We start from the raw sequence: 21936 nt of genomic DNA, 5'->3' as shown, positions 1-21936 counted from the left end.
GTTAACATTTATTTTTTAATTAAATAATTCCTAGCTCGTTAAGATCAAGAAACTTTAAACTTAAGATATGACAGATTTAATATCTGCCATATCTTATTATTATTTCACATGAGAAACCATATTGATTTTAAACATTAAACTTGTGCAAAGACTTAAATCTAGCTTGCATCAATTAATTACAATTAAGCACAATAAATTCTAAAATAAAAGCAATGATATAGGCAATCGTTATAGGAACACTAACACAATAAAACTTAAAGTTTTACTATTAAAGAAAAGATCATCCTCAGAAAAATACTGTAATCTATTACTGAATTTATACATTACAATCCAAAAAATGATCATACTTATTAACCCTATAAAATGAATTATAAAATTTTGATACTTGCTTTCATTTATTAATATTTCCTTAAACACTTTATTCATTATATAATTTAATAAAATCTCGAACTAAAGCAAAGATCATACCCAGGATTATAAACAAGCTTAGATAAAATCTAAAACTCAAACTTTTCGAATAAATATCTTTTTTACAAAAATCTTTTGGATTATGAACCTTCTTAAAACGTATAACCCAAAAGGCAACAAGAAAAAGTATCCCGAAAAAAAAAATTATTAAATGCTCATATTTGTTCATAGTATTCTATTTACGCACTGTACCCATATAATCGAACCATCTATCAGAAGCAACAGAGTACATTTCTACCATCGCTTTATCAAAACCAACCGCACCTGCCCTTTTACTAAAAAGCTGGGTATAAACATCAGGAGCAAAATTTAAACCAGCTTTAATTCCCCATTTTGCATAATCAAAAGGCTCAGTACTTTTTAGATCTAAATACAATTCTGCAACGGTTCCAACTTTAGAAATCCCACCACCAATAGCCATCATTGGGGCTCCAACTATTGCACCAACACCCGTGGTAGATAATGCCGCTCCTCCAATTGTAAGAGAATCTCCGAAATTTTGAAAAATTCTAGAAAGACTTTCTATTGTTTTAAATTCTCCATAAGGATCATGTGTAATAGTCATACTCTGCGCAAGAATACTTCCATCACTAAGGATTCCTTTTCCACCAGTCAAATAATCCATGTTAACAAAATTATTAACTTGAGTAATTGTTGGTTCATTCTTTAAAATAACACGCTCCCAATCTAGATAATCGACTATTCGTTTAATAACATTTGGGTCACTTGTCACAATACCTCTTCCGGTATCAGTCCAGCCTGGAGTATAATATGATGAACTACCCCCTCCTCCTCCACTACTAGATGAAGAGCCTCCTGAACTTGGAACTGTAAATCCAGTAGCCCAGCCTTGTGTATTACCGTAATAACCTCCGGCGCCGCTATAAGCAGGAGGATTACTGCCTCCATACATCAATGATCCATTAGTATTATAACTTCCTCCTCCAACAGATCCGCCAGAGCCACTACCTCCCATTATACATTTCATTTCTTCTTTGCACATTGTATTTTCAATATCTGCAAAACTCATTTTCTTAATTTTCATACTGTCAAATTTTAAAAAGTGAATTTCAAATATAGTAAAAAAAGTATTACAAAAAATATTAAAAATATAACTATTTTCTTAAAAATAATAAATTACTGTCTTTTCATTATTGCCGTTTTAGTAAAATAAAATTTTGAAGGTATTGGTTTTAGTATTTTACGATTTGTGCAGGAAGCTTTAAATTCAATTAAATGATAAAACATGACTTCATACATTTCTTTATATACAAGTCTTCCAGTATTCCATTCTATATTTCCAGGCAAACCCTCCACAATTATGAAATCAAAAAAAGCTTTTAATCTAGACTCTTTTTCCTCTTTTTTAACGATATAAGTCATGCTTTCTATAGGATTGTTTATCTCCAGTATTGAAACTCCTGTTTTCAATTCTTCAAAAAGAAAATTACATTCATCAAAACAGAAGTGAGTTGAATTGCTAAAGACCATCTTATAGTCTTTGCTTTTCATAAATAATTGATTGACATAATCATTATTTCTAAATAAACAAAATGAACCTGTTATGTAATCATGGCGACTACTTATGATTTCATGATTATTTAAGATTTCTTCAGTGATGAAATTGCGGATAGATCCGTAAACAATATCGATATCAGTTATTCCCCAAAAATCATAAGCTTCAATGATCTCAGAAAATAAGAAACCATAAGCTGGTTTAAAATCGCATAATTTATATGGGTAATCAATATTTACTACGAAACCAAGTTTTTCGGATGCAGATTTTTTTATCTCATCAAGTGTTTTATGGATAATTTTTACATTTTCAGGTTTATTATCAACTTTATCCCTGTTATCTGTTATAATATAAAAATCAACAGTTGGGTTAAAAGAGCATGAATGTAAAAAGTAAGGTAGGTACCAAGGATATTTTCCGTACCAGCAAGTAAGACTTGCAATAGTGGTAAGTTTTACCATAAAAAAAAATATTATAATTTTAAAACATCGACTTGTACACATTTATGAATTCAGTCTTGAATTCTGTGGTATCAATTTGTTTTTAAAAATTATAATATTTTTTATATCAAATAAAAATATCATAATTTTAAAATATTGACTTGTACACATTTATAAATTCAGTCTTGAATTCTGTGGTATCAATTAGTTTTAAAAATTGTAATATTTTTATATATCAAACTTAAATAAAAAAAACGATATAGCAAAAGATTTTTCTTACTATTTTTAATTTGGTTTGGGATATTGTTTTTTAATGTTCCGAATTAATTCTTCCAAACCGTTTAATTTTAATTCGTAAACAAGCGCTAATTGCTGCCCTAATTCCCCTTTTGGAAAGCCTTTATTCTGATACCAAACAACATAATATTCAGGTAAATCGATTAAAAACCATCCTTCGTATTTCCCGAAAGGCATTTTGGTGTGAGCTAATTTTATGAGAAGTTTTTTGTCTGGTTCCATGTTGTGAAGAAAAAAGAAGCAAGAAGAAAGAATATAGACTCATTCTTTCTTCTTGCTTCTTGTTGGTACAAAGCTATTCTTATTTTTTATTTCTTTTGCTAAAGATTAAAAAAAATCGCCACGAATTCACGAATTATACTTAAAACTAATTCGTGAATTCGTGGTGAATATTAAAACTTAGTCCCGATAGCTATCGGGATAGCAACTAAGAACCTTAGGAGCTTTCTAGTAATGCCATCTCACGAAAGCTTCCATTGCCGCATATGTTGCCAAACCTAATTGTTGGTACAAAGCAGCTGTCTCAGCGTTTCTGTCTTCGGCTCTTTGCCAAAATTCTCTGGCATCGGTTCCTTGAAAAACAACACCGTCTTTTTGAGATTGGTGTTTGAAGATTCCGTGACGTTTAGCCAAAACCTGATCCGGGCTCATTGGCACGGCCATTTCAACTTCATCAATTCCCCATTCCTGCCAAGCTCCACGGTACAACCATAACCAGCAATCGTCCATAAATGATTTTGGTTTTAATGCTTTTACAGCTTCAAAAATAGCGTCCAGACAAACTTTATGCGTTCCGTGTGGATCTGCTAAATCTCCTGCCGCGTAGATCTGATGTGGTTTAATTTTTTCGATTAAATCCATTGTCAATTGAATATCTTCTTTCCCTATTGGTTTTTTCTCAATAGTTCCGGTTTCATAGAAAGGTAATTCCATAAAATGAATCTGATCGTCTGTCAATCCAACAAAGTGACTTGTAGCTCTCGCCTCCCCTTTTCTGATTAATCCTTTAATGTAACGTACTTCAGGAATGTCAATTTCGCTGTTCTTTTTATTGGTTAAAAAAGTAGCTGCTTTTTGGTAGATATTATCTGCCTCGACACTTTTAATTCCGAATTTCTCGTTGTAATCAATTACGAATCTTGCAAAACGCAACGCTTCATCATCCGCTACAGCAATATTTCCTGAAGTTTGATACGCAACATGTACTTCATGTCCTTGCTCTTGCAAACGCATAAAAGTTCCTCCCATACTAATAATATCATCATCAGGATGCGGGCTAAAAATCAATACACGTTTTCTTGCCGGCTCTGCTCTTTCAGGACGATTTGTATCATCTGAATTTGGTTTTCCACCTGGCCAACCTGTAATTGTATTTTGTAATTTATTGAATATTTTGATGTTGATATCGTAAGCCGGACCAGAATCAGCCAATAAATCGCTCATTCCGTGCTCGATATAATCTGCATCTGTAAGCATCAAAATTGGTTTCTTAAGCTGAAGTGCTAATCCTAAAACCGCTTTACGAGTTAACTTATCCGTCCAGATTACTTTCTCTACCAACCAAGGTTTATTGATTCTTGTTAGTTTTGAAGAAGCTTCTTTATCCAAAATAAAAACAGCATTATTATGCTCCTGTAAAAATGAAGCTGGAACGCGATTTGTAACTTCGTCTTCTACAGATTTCTTTACAATATTTGCTTTTCCTTCTCCCCAAGCCATTAAAATAACTTGTTTGGCTTCCATGATTTTCTTTACTCCAAGTGTGATTGCTGTTCTTGGCGTATTACTCAATCCGAAGAAATCTTTACTTGCAGCAACTCTCGTAATGTGATCTAAAGCTACTAAACGAGTTTTAGAGTTTTGTAACGATCCAGACTCATTAAAACCAATATGCCCGTTACCACCAATTCCAAGAATTTGAAGATCGATTCCGCCCAAAGCTTCAATTTTAGCTTCATAATCGTGGCAATAATCTGCAATTTGTTCTTTTGTTAAAAGTCCATCCGGAACATGAGCGTTTTCAGGTAAAATATCGACATGATCAAACAGTAATTCTTTCATAAAACGAACATAACTGTTGATAGAATTTGGCGCCATTGGATAATATTCATCCAGGTTAAAACTAATTACGTTCTTAAAACTTAAACCTTCTTCTTTATGCAAACGTACTAATTCTGCATATAATCCTTTTGGAGAAGAACCTGTTGCAAGACCTAAAATACAAGGCTTGTTTTCTTTTTGTTTGGATTGAATTAAAGCTGCAATTTCCTGAGCAACCGCTTTTGAAGCATCATTTGAATTTTCAAAAACAACTGTATTGATGTTTTCGAATCGTTTCTCGAACCCCGTTGCTTTGTCGATTTTACTTTTTAACATGATATAGTCTTTTTTTTAATTTCTCTCGTTAAATTTTCCAACTTCGGTATTTATGACCTTTTACAGCATAAAAAAGAATCATTAAATAAGATGGTAACAACATTAAATACGCAATCTGATTTCCGCTTTTTGAAACTGCTGCGGTTCCGTTTGCAATATTTGATGCGTTTATATTTTCTGTGATTATTCCGTAAAACAAAGGAAAAATAGCTCCTCCAATGATTCCCATGATCAAAATTGCGCTTCCAATTTTAGTATATCCTCCTAAATCTTCTAATGCCATTGGCCAAATTGCGGGCCAGCAAAGTGCATTTGCCAAACCTAATAATGCTACTAAAAGCAGTACAACTGGCAAGTTTGGAATTCCAGGCAACTGAATCATTATTTTTGGCGAAATCAAAACTATTACCAATACTAAAATCAAACCTAAAACTCCTGACGCTTTCAAGGCTGTAACTTGCGAAACATATTTAGGTATTAATGTGATTCCTAATATATACCCCACAACCATTGCCGACATTGTGAAAGAGGTTAATTTTAAATAAAAATTCCCTTCTGTTCCATATACTCCAAGTTCTTTTCCGAAACCTCCAATAGAATCTCCGGCTAAAACTTCGGCAGCCAAATACAACATTAAAGTGATTACGCCTAAAACCAATTGCGGACGTCTGAATGCATTTCTGATTTGCTTAAAAATACTCAAATGCGTTACATTTCCGTCTTCATCCAAATCAATTTCAGGAAGTGGCGACAGCTTTACCATCAACGCCAAAATCATAATAATCAATCCCATATAAAGATATGGTCTTTGCAATTGTAATGCAAGTGAATTTAAAGCATTTGTCTTTGAAACAGAATCCAATAATGCAATTTTATCTGCTGTAAACTCCTGCATATTAGACAAAACCAGAGCTGTCAATATAAGCGGTGCAACAAATCCGGCTAATTTATTGGCAATTCCTAAAACACTAATTCTCGCCGCAGCACTTTCTCTTGGACCAATAACGACTACATACGGATTTGATGCAGTCTGCAAAATTGCCAAACCTGTTCCCATTACAAATAATGCAATTAAAAACAATAAAAAAGTTCTGCTTTCGGCCGCTGGGTAAAACATAAATGCGCCCGCTGCAATGATTAATAATCCTAACGAAATACCATTTTTATACCCTACTTTTTCAATTACCCACGATGATGGAATTGCCATTACAAAATAGGCAATGTAAAAAGCAAAAGTTACAAAATAAGCCTGAGAAGAAGTCAACTCACATGCCAACTGAAAAAATGGAATTAAAGGCCCGTTTAACCAGGTCACAAAACCCAGAATAAAAAATAATGCAGTTAAGATTATCATCGGAATAATAGTACTCCTCTTGTCTATATGTAATGCACTTTCAATGTTTGACATAATACTTTTGGTTGATTGTTAATAGATTAGTGGTTTTCTCAATCTAAAATAGCATCAACTTTTTTTTTGCAAATATATCGCAATTAAAATACAGATTGATGCATTTTTTTTGCAATTTCAAAACAAAAATAGTCTAATAAGTTATACTTATCCGTAAATTAGATATCAATTTTTTGTTAATTCTTTTTAGTTGCCCCAGTCCAAAACGGGATAATATTGTTGCAAATAGGCTTTTACATCGGCAATATCTTCTTTTGCTGTTAGATCCGGAACATGCTCAGAAAACGGAATTCCCAAGGTTGTATTTGGGTTTTCTTTTACCGAATTTAATAGTACTGTTGGCAATTCTTTTTCGTCTCTTTCAGGATGAACAGGGCAATTTTTAAGATGTGTATATAAAGTGCTTCCGTTAAATTTAAAAGCATTCATACTCACTCTGATTTTCCCTTCAACATCTTTATAATCGTTTAAAACATCTGCCGAAGGTTTTTCTAAGATGTCTAATAACTGATTATTTTTATCCAATTTGGCAATAGCAAAACGCGAAATTCTTTCAGAAGGAAATTCCAATGCGTCACGATCATAAGCAATAAAAGCGTTTGGACTATTGGTTTCTCTTAAGGCTAATAAGGCTTTCGCCGAATATAAATTATCGCTGTTACAAACCGAATATTGTTGTGAATTCAACTCCGGAAATTGTTCTACGGCCTGAAACAAAGCGTCGGCAGTACCAAATGGTTTTACCCTACCTTCGGGAATATATTGTACGGCAAATGAAATAGTAAGTCCGTGAAAATCATTATTGATATTCTGGCTTCCGTAAAACTCCTTGAACAACTCCCCTTGTTCCCCAATAATAATGTAGATGTTTTTATATCCCGCTTTTTTAGCATTCAATAAAAGATAATCCAATAAAGGTCTTCCGCTTGCACCAACGCCTATTAAACCTTTGCTTCTTTCGTTTGCCTGAGCGATTTCTTCAGGAGATAAATTATCTAAAACTGCTTCTTTTTTCATGCGGGAAGATGCTCCACCCGCAAGAATAACTAAATTGTTGTGCATACTTATACTTTAAATTTCAATGTTTTCAATAACTCTCACACCCGGATCTACAGACACAGCATAAGCTTCCTGAGCTCCGGCTTTTAAAATAGCTTCGATTACCGAATCTTCTTTTTTAGGATCGGCAATTACAACAATACTTCCGCCGCCGCCTGAACCTACAATTTTAGCTCCGTAAGCACCAGCTCGCAAAGCTGCATTGATCATATCATCGATTCTTGGAACTGTAATTTTCAATAAATCACGCAAAACTTCATGATGCTGATTCATTAATTCTCCTATTTTTTTAAGATCTAAAACTGGCTTTTCGAACTCTTTTAAAGCTTCTTTGGTATAATGATAATTTTTTAAAGCGGCTTCAAAAAACGGAATCAATCGGTCTGGCAAACAGTTTCTGTAACGATCTATATCTTCTATTTTAGAAGAGTGTAAATCAAAATCAGGGAAATTTTGCTTGACAATTCCAATAGACATTAAAGCATTTCCTTTTACTTCACCAAGTAATCCAATTGTTTCTTTTGGAACTCCGGAAACTCCGGTAATTAAACCTTTTAATTCTGTTCCAATAATTTTATACGAGAAAGGATCTTTTGTATTTATAAACACAATATTCCCTGCTCCAATACTAAAATGATCCATCATCCCACCCGGTTCACCGTGTTCTAAAACTTCAGATTCATATCCAATTTTCGAAATAAACTCCGGTGTTACTTCATGATCAACTCCAAAAGCGGTAATTAAAAAACGAATCCACGCCATTAATAAAGCTGATGAACTTGATGTTCCTGAATTAATAGGAATATCTCCGGTTATTGTAATAGTATAACCTATATTGGGTACACAACCATATCTGCGCAATACCCGCAATGATGAAGCAAAATAATCTCTGGGTTTTAATTTATCGAAAGTTGCATCAATATCAATGATACGAACTTCACCAATATCAATCATATTCAGAACAAATGCGCGGATCTCATTTTGTTCAGCAGTTAGTTTTATATTTCTATCGATTGCACAGGCTATAACCGGCAATCCTAAATAATCCTGATGATCTCCAAAGAGACATGTCCGGCCTGGGGCTAATGAAGTAATTTTTTTCACTTGAAAATTATATAACAAAACACTGTAAAACAACAAGTTACAATGCTAATTGGTTAAGGATTTATTCTAGTTTTCTGGTTTTGATTCTACGAAACTATAGATTATATTTTTATAAAACAAGAAAAAAACAAAAAATGTGCTCGAACACACTAAATAAATGTTCTCGAGCACACTAAATAATTCTTACAGAATTTTTGAAATAATTAAATCAAAGTTTCTATATTTGCTTATATGGATAAAAAGTACACAATTAAGGATATAGCAAAAATGGCTGGAGTTTCTAAAGGAACTGTAGACCGGGTTTTGCACAATAGAGGAAAAGTATCTCCGGCAGCATTGGATAAAATAAACGAAGTTCTGAACGTTATTGACTATCAGCCGAACTTAATTGCCCGAAATTTAAAAAACACAAAAGTTTACAGAATCTGTGTTTTACTACCTGATCCGGAAATTGACTCTTACTGGCTTCCTTGTGTAAACGGAATTCAGGAAGCGATAACAGAGTTTAAAGCTTATAGTGTGGTTATTGAAACGCATTATTTTAATCCGGAAAGCACTAAATCGTTTTTAAATGCAAACGAAAATATTATAAAACAATCTCCGGATGCGGTTTTGATCGCTCCCTTTTTCTATAAAGAAACACTCGAAGTATTAAAACAATACGACGAATTGAATATTATAGTGAATACTTTTAACAATCAAATTGAAGGCAAATCTATCAAAAGTTTTGTTGGACAGGATTTGTTTAAAAGTGGTCGCGTAGCTGCAAGTTTAATGAACTTGATTTTAAGCGATGGTCAAATTGCAATTATACATATTGACGAAAGCCTTAAAAATGCCGTTCACATGCAGGAAAAAGAAAAAGGTTTTAGAAGTTACTTCAGCGAAAAAAACACTTCTAATTTTGCGCTGACAACTCTAAAATTAAAACATCCAAATGTTGAAACTAAGTTTTCGACTTTTCTGGAAGAAAACCCAAACTTGAAAGGAATTTTCATTACAACTTCAAAAGCCTATCAAATTGCTTCTATCCTATCTTCTTTAAAAGATAAAAAGATTGCTATTATTGGTTACGATTTGGTCGAAAAAAATGTAAACTTCTTAAATCAGGGATTGGTTCATTTTTTAATTCACCAAAATCAAAAAAGACAAGCTTATCTTGGCGTAAGTACTTTAGTAGAGCATTTTTTATTCCGAAAAGATATTCCGGAAACAATTTTACTTCCTATTGATATTATCAATGTAGAGAATGCTTCATTTTATATTTCTTAGTGTTGTTTGCCACGAAGTCACAAAGACGCTAAGTTTATAAATGGCACACGAATTTTGCGGATTAAACGGGTTTTCGCAGATTTATTTTTTACCTGTGTGATAAAAGCTTGCTCGCAGATTTAGCAGATTAAGCAGATTTTTTTCTATCAAACCTTAACTAAAAAAAAACAGCGAAAACCCGTTCAATCCAATTAATCCGCGGGCAAGACCTTTGCACCTTTGCCTCTTTGAACCTTTGCCTCTTTCCCAAAAACCTATTCCATCAAAATAAATTTCCCAAAAGAAGAAGCAATATGAAAATTAGGCGTTTCGGTATTTGGGTTTACCCACGAAATCCAGGTTGCGTCGTATTGCAGATTTTCGACCAGAGAAAATTTTGCCCTAAAAACTCCTGCTTCGATTGTATTGTTCTTAATTAAATTTAAATCTTCTAAGGACTGAATACTAATTCGGCCTTCGACACAAAATGAAGTTTCCTCTTTTGAAGCTTTTACTTCTATATCCTTTTTAGACCATTTCCAGTTAAAATCGAAATTCTTGTTCGGTCGCGCTTCAAAATCCATTATTCTTGCTGCGGTGTCCATTTCAAGGCAATAATAAGGGTTTAAGGAATCATTTGTACGAAAGAAAAGCTCTACTCTATCTGAATTTCCGATGCTATCAAAACTATCATCTTTTCGATCGATATAAATAGCAGTATCAAAAACCCTGAAATTAAAAAAGAGATTTTCAAGATCCCAAAGTGCTCTAAACTCTATTTTAGAGAAAGAATCATTTTTCCAGGGTGAAGAAAAATCAGTTAAACAATTTGCTTTTTCCCACAAAGCCAAATCTAAAATTTCACTCGATTTTTTCTGATTTTTATCTATTAAAGCTACCTGATATTCTTTCACAATTTTAACTCTTAAATTTTGTTAATTTTTTGTTTTCCTAAAAATTGAAAAAGCCCTAAAATGTAGTACCATTTTTGACATTTTTAAGAAGGACTAATATAGTTTAAAGTTCTTAAAAAAAGTAGCTTCTTTTTTAATAAAATAAAATCAGTAAAAATCATTTTTTCTGTTAAATAAATCCATAAGAAAAGCCTGTTTAATTATTATAAATTAGATCTGGTAATTACGAATTTCATAAGATTTTACAAAATCTATATTTATAATGTATATAAATATAGATTTTAACTAAAATAACCTCAAATATAGAAGGGCTTTTATTTCCAAAACATTTTATAATAATCACATCATTTTATGTCAAAAAAAACGTTTTGCATAATTTTATGTGCTCGAGAACATAAATTTTGTGTGTTCGAGCACATTTTTTGTGCTTTTTCTTGTTTTATAAAAATATAATCTATAGTTTCGTCAAGTATTAATCTTAAAACTAAGTTAATTAAGAAAAAAATTAAGCGTTTTTGGCACTCAAAAATGGAAGAAAAGTTGACAAAACAGCCTTCAATTAAAGCGAAAATGAGCGACTGTTTTTAAGAAGAAAATAATTCCATTTAAAACCGAATAAAATGAGACGATAAATTTTCGATCAAAAAAGAAATCTAAAACCTACAAACAAGAAAAAACAAATTAATCATTAACCAAAACCAATTTTAGTATGAAATTATTAACCCAAAAAAAGCCAAGGGATTTTCGGATTAAGAATGTATCCAATAAAGAAATCAAACTCACGATTCTTTCCTTATTAGCTTTAACGTTTCAGGCTACTACAGCTTCATCAATACATACATCAACTAGAAACAATGTAGCTGTGTTTTTTGAAAAAACGGTAAAAGGTAAAGTAACAGATCAAAACGGACTTCCATTACCTGGTGCAAACGTAGTTGTGAAAGGAACCTCTAAAGGTATTCAAACTGATGTTGACGGAAGTTTTGTAATTACAGTTCCTGATAATGCGACCAAACTTATTGTAACTTATATTGGTATGGAGGATCAGGAAATAACAATAGGAAGTGCACCTTTAAAAATTGTCATGAAAGAGGCAGGACAAAAATTAGAGGAAATCGTAATTGGATACGGAAAAGCGAAGAAAAAAGACCTTACGGGTTCTGTTGCTTCGGTTGGAAAAGACAACTTGAACTTAGGCGGAACGGTTTCGAATGTTGGACAAGCTTTACAAGGACGCGCGTCCGGAGTTCAGGTACAGCAAAACAGTTACGCTCCTGGAACTAGTCCAACTATCGTAATTAGAGGAGGAAACTCTATTACGAGTTCAAATGCTCCTTTGTATGTAGTCGATGGTTTTATTACCAGCACAGGGGGATCTATTAGCCCAAATGATATCGAGAGTATTCAAATCCTTAAAGATGCTGCTTCTACGGCAATTTATGGTTCACGTGGTGGAAATGGAGTTATCATGATTACTACCAAAAAAGGAAAATCTGGTAAAATGCAGATTGAAGGCGAAATTTCAGATGGTTTTCAAAACATTATTCAGGAGCCATCCTTATTAAACGGACAACAATACGCTTCTATTCAAAATGCAATTGCTGCTGAAAACGGCAGACCGGCAGTTTTTCCAGCGAGTTTTCCTATTGCCAATACCAATTGGTTTGAGGCTGCTACTCGTCCGGGTGAAGTATTAAACAGAACGCTTACTTTTAGCGGAAGCGATAAAACATCCAAATTTTTCTTATCCGGAAATTATCTAAAACAAACCGGAGCAATAGAAAATACTGATTTCAAAAGATATACTGTACGTATTGGAGCTGAGAAAAAATTTACTGACAAAGTAACCGTAGGAACCAATGTTTATGGTGCTGCGAGCGATGGAAATAATAGTGATTTTGGTGACAATATATTATCACCAATGTTTTCTATCCAAACTGCTCCTCCGGCAATCCCAATTTACAATGCCGACGGTTCTTACTACAAGTATCAAGGAAAAGATAATGCTTTGGCTCTTTTATTAGAACCAACAGATCATATCATTAACCGCCTTGTAAACGGAAATATGTTTATGGATTATGAAATCATCAAAGGTTTAACCTACCACTTTGGAGCTGGTGCTGAATGGCAGGAAAACATTGAGGGTAAATATACACCACGAACTCTTGTTGCCGGTGCTGCGTTAAACGGTACAGGATCTGAAGAAAACAAAACTTATTTTAGATGGACTACAGAACAATATTTAACCTATAAATTTAATATAAAAGAGAGAAATTCTTTCACAGCAATGCTTGGAACATCAAATCAAAAAGATACCTATGAAAGAATGAAAGCTTCGGGATCTGGTTTTGCGAATGATGTATTAACTTATTACAATCTTGAAAGTGCTTCTGTTTATCTAAAACCTGAAACTCAAAAACAAGAAACAAAACTGGGCTCCTATTTTGGAAGGTTAAGTTATTCTTTTGATGACAGATATCTAGCTTCCTTTACCTATAGATTAGATGGATCTTCTCGTTTTGGTCCAAATAACAGATACGGTCAATTCCCTTCAGGAGCTGTTGCATGGAGAATCTCAAAAGAGGCGTTTATGCAAAATTTAGAGGCTCTTTCAGAACTAAAACTAAGAGTAAGTTATGGTGTTACAGGAAGTGATGGAATATTAGATTATTTATACTACGCTAATCTTGCTCCTTGGAATGTCACTATTGGTGATGGCTCTTTTGTAGGCGGTAATGAACCAAAAAATTTATCGAATCCTGATTTAAAATGGGAACAACAAGCTCAAACCAACATTGGTTTAGATATGGGGTTCTTTAACGACAGACTTACTGCTACAATTGATGTTTACAAAAAGAGAACTACAGATGCTCTTTTGGATGTGCCTATTGGAGGATGGTGGGGATTCAATACTCAAACACTTAACTCGGGTACAGTTGATAATAAAGGAATTGAATTGGGTATAAGCAGTGAAAATTTCAAAAATGATAAATTCTACTGGAGAACCTCCTTAAACGTTGCGTACAATAAACAAGAGGTTGTTTCACTTGCAGACAATGTTAAAATAATCAGTGTTAATACTTCTAACCCAAGCGGCACCGTTTCTGGTCGTGAATTTACAAGATTGGAACCAGGAAAAGAAATGGGATTATTATACGGATTTAAATATGCCGGAGTAGTAAAAACGGGAGAAGTTTATGCTCCACAGCCATTATCTAAACCTGGAGATCCTAAATATGAGGATTTAGATGGTGATGGATTAATTACAGCAGCAGACAGAACTTATTTAGGAAATTCAACTCCACATTACATTGTTGGTTTTAATAATGATTTTAGATTCGGGAATTTTGATGTGAATATCTTTTTCCAAGGTGCTCTAGATTACTCTGTTTACAATATGACTAAAATGGTTGGAGAATCAAGCACCAGTACAGATGCTTTGAATCGCTGGGTTGCCGGAACAAATGAAAACACAGATATTCCGAGAGACGGTTACTACAAAAGTACCTACGGAAGTTATGTAAATTCAAGATTTGTTGAGGATGCATCTTATTTGCGTCTGAAAAACTTATCTATCGGATATTCTATTCCGGAAAGCATCTTAAAACCAACAAAATTCATTGATAACATAAGATTATATGCTATAGGCCAAAATTTATTGACAATTACAAATTATTCCGGAAATGATCCTGAAATAAATGGACACGTAGGTAGTGCCAGAGCACAAAATCTTGGTGGAGGAATTGATTTTAACTCTTTCCCGGCTTCGAGAACATTTATATTAGGAATCAAAATAGCAATTCATTAATAGCTTTTTCAATAACATTAAATTCATCACAATGAAAAAATATACAATATTATTGCTTTTACTTGCTGCAGGTTTACAATATTCCTGCAACGAGGACCTGGATCCTAAAGTATACAGCAGTTTGAACACTACAAATGGGTATCAAACCAAATCAGATGCTATTGCCGCCGTTAATTCTATTTACGGCAGATTAAAAGGACCTTCTGTAGGAGATAACTTTTCGTACTGGGCAACCCGACATTTTGCTCTAACAGATATTGCAACAGATTTAGGTCATTGCCAATTTGGTGGAGATCCGGGACAACTATCATTAGGAACATGGAATTCAGCAAATGGCTTACTCCTGGAAGACTGGAATGCCATGTATAAACTGATTGCAAATGCTAATACTGCGATTTATTATATAGGAAGGATGTCTTCAATCTCAGAAATTGAAAAAGCACAGTTTATTGCTGAGGCTAAATTTCTAAGAGCATCTTCTTATATGGATTTAACAGATTCTTGGGGGCCGGTTATTTTAATGACTGAAGATAACGTGGCAAATCCAAAATATCTGGAACAAACAGCGCCAACATCTGTCGAAAAAATTGATGAATTTATTATCAAAGACCTTACGGAAATTGCTCTTGTTTTACCTGCTAATTATAAGGAAAACATAATCTATGGATCTAATGATGTTGGTCGTGCTACAAAAGGTGCAGCGCTTACTTTATTAGCAAAATTATACCTACGCAGCCACGATTGGCAAAAAGTAGCAACGCTTACACAACAAGTAATGAATCTTGGAGAATACAGCCTTTATCCTTCTTACTTAGGTCTATTTAAAGAAAGTAACAAATGGTGCAGCGAAAATATTTTCTCTTCATTAAGTGATGCCAACACAAACGGAACGGAATTACTGAACCACTTTGGACCAACTGATCATCCCGTTGTTCAAAACAGATGGCAATATTATACGGTGAACTGGGATTTTTACAACACTTTTGGTAACGAAGATGATCGTAAACAATGTTTCTTTCCGGAATTTATGGGTTCAGATGGTTTACTACACAAACAAGCTCCAACATTAGGCGCAGAACCACCAGCAGGACAATTGTATATGCCGGATGTATCAACCAGAAAATATGCTGATGATGAAACTACAACTTATTATGATGGACATAGTGTGAACATTCTTCGTTATGCTGATGTATTATTAAGCAGAGCTGAAGCCTTAAACGAAATTAGCGGTCCAACAACTGAAGCTATTGGCCTTATCAATCAGGTTAAAGCAAGATCACATGCCAAACAATTGATTTTAGGCGATTACAATCAGAGTTCGCTGAGAGATGCTATTTTGCAAGAAAGAGGATGGGAACTTTTCTACGAAGGAAAACGCCGTGCAGATTTAATCAGAATGAACAAATATGATGTTCTTGTAAATGCCTATCATCTAAGAGTTGGTGAAGCAGCATTAGTTAAAATGCCACAAAATAAATATTATACTTATCCACAAAGTCAGGTTGATCTTAACCCTAATTTAAGCAATGCCGACAGACAATAAGTAAAATTTTAATCAAGAATAGACAGTTAAAATGGTCTGTCTATTCTTGATTTTTTAAACAAAATAAGTACTTTTCTGTTTCACTAAAGAAACCTTTCAGATGATCAAAAAATTAGTATTAAAATGGAGTTTTGTTTTGGCACTTCTTGCAATGGCAAGCTGTTCTCAAAATCAGGGTAATATTATCTCAAATATCAACATTGGGACTCATAGCAACAACGAATTGAAGATTCAGATCGATGTTACTACGAAGGACGATGCTCAGGTATATGCAGAATATTGGTCTGATAAAAAAGGAATAAAAAGCAAAATAACATCTCCCGTTTCAAAAAATGGTCTCAAACATTCCTTAATACTTTGTAATATTACTCCAGAAACTGACTATAGTTTTCAGTTGATTACAATTCAGGGAGAAAACAAAAACACAAGTAAACTTTATACTTTCAAATCAAGAAGATTACCAGAATGGCTGCAAAAACAATTCAAGGCAAATTGCCCAAAACCGGAACTTTTACCTAAAAACTTCAAAAGTGGTTTTATGCTTTTGGCAAAAAGAGAAACACCGGGAGTTGCCTATATTGTTGATTATAAAGGAAATTTAAGATGGTATCATACCGTTGAAGGAACAGGATTTAAAGTGACTCATTTTACCAAAGAGCAAACGATACTTTCTATTTTAGGAAAAAATGATGAACCAACAAGTTACGGAAGTGAGATTCTGGAAATCAACTTACAAGGCGATACTTTAACACACATTAAAAAAGGACAAGGCGATTTTAAACAAGTGATTCATCACGAAATCATTAAAAAATCGGCTAACGAAATTGTGACTTTATTTGTTGATGCCAGAATAACCGATTTAACTAAAATTGGTGGAAAACAAAAAGACACGATCAACGGTGACGGAATTCTTATTTTGGATAAAAAAGGAAAACAAATCTGGAAATGGAGCGTTTTTGATGACTTGGATCCAATGAAAGACAAAGCATTATTAAAAACCAAAAAAGACTGGATGCACGCCAACAGTCTGAATTATGATAAAGATGGAAACTTTTTGATTTCATTCTACAATAACGGTCAGATTTGGAAAGTTGATTCAAAAACCGGAAAAGTAATCTGGAAATTAGGAAAAGGCGGAAACCTGAAAATGTCTACCGATAGTAATTTTTCACAAGCTCATGCCGCACACATAAATGCCGAAGGAAGTTTGATGTTTTTTGATAATGGTGTAGACAAAAAACAATCCTCAGTTTATGCTCTTAAAGTAGATGAAAAAGTAAAATCTGCAAAACTGGATTTCCATATAAACCTTCCAAAAGATATTTACAATGACCGAATGGGAAGTGCTTATATGATTGACAAAGATGCCATATTGGTTTGTTGTTCAAAAAGACACATCACGGTTTTAACCAATAAAAAAGGAGTTTTACTTTGGGCTTTAGAGTCTGAGATACCTCCTTATCGCGTACAATTTATTCCAGAAGAGAACCTAAAACCTTTTCTTCTCAATTAATTTTTCTCCTAACAGGTTTTTAAAACCTGTTAGGTATAAATAGACAACAGAAAAACCTAACAGGTTTTAAAAACCTGTTAGGTTAATGATATAGATTAAAAATTTTACAACATGAAAAAAATAATTCTTATTGGTATATTTTCAGCATTGCCAATTGTTGTTTTCAATTCTTGCAATACTTCAAATTCTCAAACATTGGCATCAAAAACTGCCGATGATGATTCGTACATTACAATCGATACGTCTAAAATTCCGGACGATCAATTTGGTGAATCCGTTCGTTATGGAAGAGAATTAATGATGAAAACGGCTTATTATATTGGTCCAAACGGAATTAAAGGAAAATATTTAGGCAATAAAATGAATTGTACCAATTGCCATCAGGACGCCGGAACAAAACCTCATGCTTTCAATTTAATGTCTTCACATGACAATTATCCGCAATATCGCGGACGTGAAAATAAAGTTTTAACACTTGCTGAACGTGTTAATAATTGCATTATGAGACCTCATTCCGGAAAACCACTTCCGCTTGACAGTAAAGAAATGGTGGCTTTTTTATCGTACTTTAAATGGATCAGTAAATTTGTTCCTAAAGACGGAGATTTTAAAGGTGCTAAAAACTTAGAAATAGAATTTCCAGATGTAGCCGCAAGTCCGGAAAGAGGAAAAGAGCTATTTGTTGAAAATTGTGCCCGTTGCCACGGAAATAATGGCGAAGGAGTTTACAATGCTGATAAATCTGGTTATACTTACCCTCCGCTTTGGGGAGAATATGGATATCAGCCGGGTTCAAGCATGCACAGAGTTATCAAACAAGCGCAATGGCTAAAAAGCAATATGCCGTATGACAAAGTAACTTTAGGAAAACCTTACCTTACAGATATGCAGGCACTTGATATTGCCGCATTTGTAAATGATGATGCAATACACGAAAGACCAAACCCAAAAACATTTGATTATCCTAACAAAATGGGCAAACCAATCGATTATTCACATAGTCCTTTTCAGGATAACTTTACAGAAGAACAACATAAATATGGCCCTTACAAACCCATCATTGCCTACTGGAAAAAGAATGGATGGAAAGCCGTTTACTAACTTATTAACTACGCATACTTTTTAAACCTGAACAATAAAACAATGAAACCAAACCTAAAAAACAGACAGATTTTAAGTAGAATATTGATCCTGTGTCTTTGCATTTTCAGTATTCCATTGGCTGCACAACAAATAAAATATACAGATGGCAATGACAGCTGGAATCCTAATTTGTTAGGGAATCACCGTGTTGTAGTCGAATTTACCGGCAAAGATAATGTTGCAAAAACAACAATCGAATGGCGCAGAAGAGACGAAAAACCGGAATTAAAAAGAATCATTGTTCAAGATGCTTCAGGAAAAGAAATTCAGAACATAAAAACCGCTGATATCAACAGAGAAAAAGGTACGATTTACTTTGAGCCTCTTTCAGGAAAAGGAATTTATTATGTGTATTACATGCCTTATATTGATGAAGGCGACGCTAATTATCCAAAAGGAGTATATGCAAAACCAGAAGACAAAGCTGATGCACAATGGCTGGGAAAAATCAAATCTAATTTAGCTGATAATTGTACCGTTAAAGAAATTCAGAGTGTAAATGCTTTCAATAGTTTTTACCCAATGGAAGTTATTGCAACTGCCGCAGAAACAAATGATATTGTTGCAAAAAACAGCGGAAGTTCTTTCTTAGTTTTCCCGGAAGACAGATTGTATTCTATTAGAATGAGAAATGATTTGCCACAAAGATGGATTCAAAAAGGAGTTCAAAGCACTTTTGCAGATACCGCTTTAAAAGGAGAATATTTGGCATTTCAATTGGGCGTTTATGCACTACAAGATTTAGGAAATGTAAAAGTTACTTTTTCAAATTTAATCAGTACTAACGGAGCTCTAATTGAAGCAAAAGATATAAGCTGTATCAATACAGATGGAGTTCGTTATGACGGATCTCCTTTTACTGCAAATGTTTCTGTATTAAAAGGAAAAGTACAGGCAATGTGGTGCGGAATCGATGTTCCTCAAACCGTAGCGGCAGGAAATTATACCGGAAAAGCTACTGTAACTGCTGACGGAAAATCTACCGTAATCAACCTTCAAATAAAAGTGACTGATGAAGTGACTAAAAACGGAGGAATTGATTCTCCTGAGAAAATGACACGCCTTAAATGGTTAAACTCAACATTAGCACAAGAAAATACCGTAATTGCGCCTTATACGCCACTTGTTGTAAAAGATTCTGAAATTTCATTGTTAGGAAGAAAATTAGTTTTAGGTTCAAACGGATTTCCTTCACAAGTTCAGACTTATTTTACGCCCGAGATGACATCGGTTGGTACAAAAGCCAATGATATTTTGAGCGCTCCTTTAGCCTTTCATTTTGTAGATGCTTCAGGAAAAGAATCCTTACAATGGAAAAACACAGGAATTAAATTCCTGAAAAAAGAAGCCGGAACTGTTTCCTGGGAAAGTGTTTCTACTTCTCAATCTGTTCAAATGGATGTAAATGCTTCAATTGAATTTGATGGTTTTTTACATTACACTGTAAAAATTACAGCTCTTGAAGATGTTACTTTTAATGATATTAATTTCCAATTGCCTTTTCAGCCAACATCTGCAAAATACATGATGGGATTAGGTCAAAAAGGTGGAGATCGTCCTGCTACTTTCGACTGGAAATGGGATGTTGCGCATAAAAACCAAGATGGCGCATGGATTGGAAACGTAAATTCAGGATTGCAATTTTCATTGAGAGATGAAAAATACAGTCGTCCGTTGAATACTAATTTCTATCTTCAAAAACCATTATTATTACCAACTTCCTGGGGTAACGAAAGTAAAGGTGGAATCACAATTGCATCAAACCCAAAATCAGTTTTAGTAAATGCGTACAGCGGAGCTCGCAGCATGAAAAAAGGCGATGTTTTATACTATAATTTTAATTTATTGATTACACCTTTCCATAAAATCGACACTGATTTTCAATGGAATACTAAATTCTATCACAAATACTCTCCAATTGATACCATTGCAAAAACTGGCGCAACGGTAATCAATATTCACCATGCAAATGCCATAAATCCTTATATCAATTATCCTTTTATCGAATTTAAAAAGATGAAAAGTTATATCGATGAAGCACATGAAAAAGGATTAAAAGTTAAGATTTACAACACCGTTAGAGAAGTTTCGAACAAAGCTTATGAAACTTTTGCATTAAGAAGTTTAGGTCACGAAATCTATTCTCCAGGAAAAGGCGGTGGATTCTCATGGTTGCAGGAACATGTTGGTGACGATTATATCGCAGCTTGGTTTGTACCTGAAATTAAAGATGCTGCAATCGTAAACAGCGGTATGAACCGTTGGCATAATTATTATGTCGAAGGAATGAATTGGTTAACACAAAACGTTGGTATCGACGGAATTTATCTTGATGATGTTGCTTTTGACAGAATCACGATGAAACGTGTAAAAAGAGTTCTTACCAAAGATGGTCACCCGGGAATTATCGATTTACACAGTGCAAATCAATACAATAAAAGCGACGGATTTAACAATAGTGCCAACTTATATATGGAACACTTTCCGTACATCAATAAACTTTGGTTTGGAGAATATTTTGATTACGAAAAAAATCAACCTGACTTTTTCTTAACAGAAGTAAGCGGAATCCCTTTTGGATTAATGGGCGAAATGTTGCAAGACGGAGGAAATCCATGGAGAGGAATGGTATTTGGAATGACGAACAGAATGCCTTGGAGCCACAATGCAGACCCAAGACCAATCTGGAAATTATGGGATACTTTTGGAATCAAAGGTTCTGAAATGATTGGATACTGGAGCGAAAACTGTCCGGTAAAAACAAACAACGATAAAGTTTTGGCAACCGTTTACAAAAAGAACGGTTCGACATTAATTTCGATTGCAAGCTGGGCAGATTCTGATGTAAAAGTAAAACTAACAATCGACTGGAAAAAACTAGGAATCAATCCTGCAAAAGCAACAATAACAGCTCCGGAAGTTGCTAATTTCCAACCGGCACAGACTTTTACTGCAAAAGACGAATTGCCTGTAACAAAAGGAAAAGGATGGTTGTTGATTGTTAAATAATATGAAATAATTGCCCGTATTATTTGTCATTTCGAGGAACGAGAAATCACATCCAGAGAGCAACGAACCGTGAATACGTAATGCGAT

Annotated in this window: 14 protein-coding genes; 6 read left to right on the top strand and 8 right to left on the bottom strand. The window is 34.0% G+C overall.

The genetic code is table 11. From position 1 onward, the window contains the following. Nucleotides 1-643: 643 nt before the first annotated feature. The 7 genes from CHB81_RS14895 to CHB81_RS14865 form a co-directional block, all read right to left on the bottom strand. Nucleotides 644-1513 (bottom strand): hypothetical protein, encoded by an 870-nt coding sequence (locus tag CHB81_RS14895; protein ID WP_089352653.1) that lies wholly within the window; start codon nucleotides 1511-1513, stop codon nucleotides 644-646. Between the two features lie 92 nt (nucleotides 1514-1605). Further along, the gene (locus tag CHB81_RS14890; protein WP_089352652.1) at nucleotides 1606-2445 is read right to left on the bottom strand and encodes a DUF6625 family protein; all 840 of its coding nucleotides are present in this window, start codon (nucleotides 2443-2445) and stop codon (nucleotides 1606-1608) included. 264 nt (nucleotides 2446-2709) lie between these two features. Continuing rightward, entirely contained in the window at nucleotides 2710-2943 is a 234-nt protein-coding gene (locus tag CHB81_RS14885) for a DUF3820 family protein (protein ID WP_089352651.1), read from the bottom strand. 225 nt (nucleotides 2944-3168) lie between these two features. Beyond that, nucleotides 3169-5097: a glucosamine-6-phosphate deaminase gene (gene nagB, locus CHB81_RS14880; protein ID WP_089352650.1), complete on the bottom strand. Its 1929-nt coding sequence runs from the start codon at nucleotides 5095-5097 to the stop codon at nucleotides 3169-3171. Nucleotides 5098-5125: 28 nt separating this feature from the next. Continuing rightward, nucleotides 5126-6505, bottom strand: coding sequence for a sugar MFS transporter (locus tag CHB81_RS14875; protein ID WP_176427532.1), 1380 nt, complete (start codon nucleotides 6503-6505; stop codon nucleotides 5126-5128). 186 nt (nucleotides 6506-6691) lie between these two features. Next, nucleotides 6692-7567, bottom strand: coding sequence for a sugar phosphate nucleotidyltransferase (locus tag CHB81_RS14870; RefSeq protein WP_089352648.1), 876 nt, complete (start codon nucleotides 7565-7567; stop codon nucleotides 6692-6694). Nucleotides 7568-7576: 9 nt separating this feature from the next. Next, a complete protein-coding gene (locus CHB81_RS14865) occupies nucleotides 7577-8668 on the bottom strand; it encodes a mevalonate kinase (protein ID WP_089352647.1) in 1092 nt (363 codons plus the stop codon). Nucleotides 8669-8899: 231 nt separating this feature from the next. Here CHB81_RS14865 and CHB81_RS14860 point away from each other — a divergent pair, with 231 nt between their 5' ends. Continuing rightward, entirely contained in the window at nucleotides 8900-9940 is a 1041-nt protein-coding gene (locus CHB81_RS14860) for a LacI family DNA-binding transcriptional regulator (protein WP_089352646.1), read from the top strand. A gap of 254 nt (nucleotides 9941-10194) precedes the next feature. On the opposite strand, the gene CHB81_RS14855 is transcribed toward CHB81_RS14860, so the two are convergent. Further along, nucleotides 10195-10833: a sugar-binding protein gene (locus CHB81_RS14855; RefSeq protein WP_089352645.1), complete on the bottom strand. Its 639-nt coding sequence runs from the start codon at nucleotides 10831-10833 to the stop codon at nucleotides 10195-10197. Between the two features lie 709 nt (nucleotides 10834-11542). Between CHB81_RS14855 and CHB81_RS14850 the strand changes: the two genes are divergently transcribed. From CHB81_RS14850 to CHB81_RS14830, 5 genes are all read left to right on the top strand, one after another. After that, entirely contained in the window at nucleotides 11543-14641 is a 3099-nt protein-coding gene (locus CHB81_RS14850) for a TonB-dependent receptor (RefSeq protein ID WP_089352644.1), read from the top strand. Nucleotides 14642-14672: 31 nt separating this feature from the next. Further along, nucleotides 14673-16184 carry a RagB/SusD family nutrient uptake outer membrane protein gene (locus CHB81_RS14845; RefSeq protein WP_089352643.1) on the top strand — a complete coding sequence of 504 codons (1512 nt, stop codon included), beginning with the start codon at nucleotides 14673-14675 and terminating at the stop codon, nucleotides 16182-16184. Between the two features lie 100 nt (nucleotides 16185-16284). After that, entirely contained in the window at nucleotides 16285-17697 is a 1413-nt protein-coding gene (locus CHB81_RS14840) for an aryl-sulfate sulfotransferase (protein WP_089352642.1), read from the top strand. Nucleotides 17698-17808: 111 nt separating this feature from the next. After that, entirely contained in the window at nucleotides 17809-18798 is a 990-nt protein-coding gene (locus tag CHB81_RS14835; RefSeq protein ID WP_089352641.1) for a c-type cytochrome, read from the top strand. 42 nt (nucleotides 18799-18840) lie between these two features. Next, on the top strand, nucleotides 18841-21849 hold the full coding sequence (locus tag CHB81_RS14830; RefSeq protein WP_176427531.1) for a glycoside hydrolase domain-containing protein: 3009 nt from the start codon (nucleotides 18841-18843) through the stop codon (nucleotides 21847-21849). Nucleotides 21850-21936: the final 87 nt, after the last annotated feature.

Origin of the sequence: Flavobacterium sp. ov086 (genome assembly GCF_900187965.1) — a bacterium.
In the GTDB taxonomy this organism is placed as follows: domain Bacteria; phylum Bacteroidota; class Bacteroidia; order Flavobacteriales; family Flavobacteriaceae; genus Flavobacterium.
This window is presented reverse-complemented; position numbering and strand designations above follow the sequence as displayed.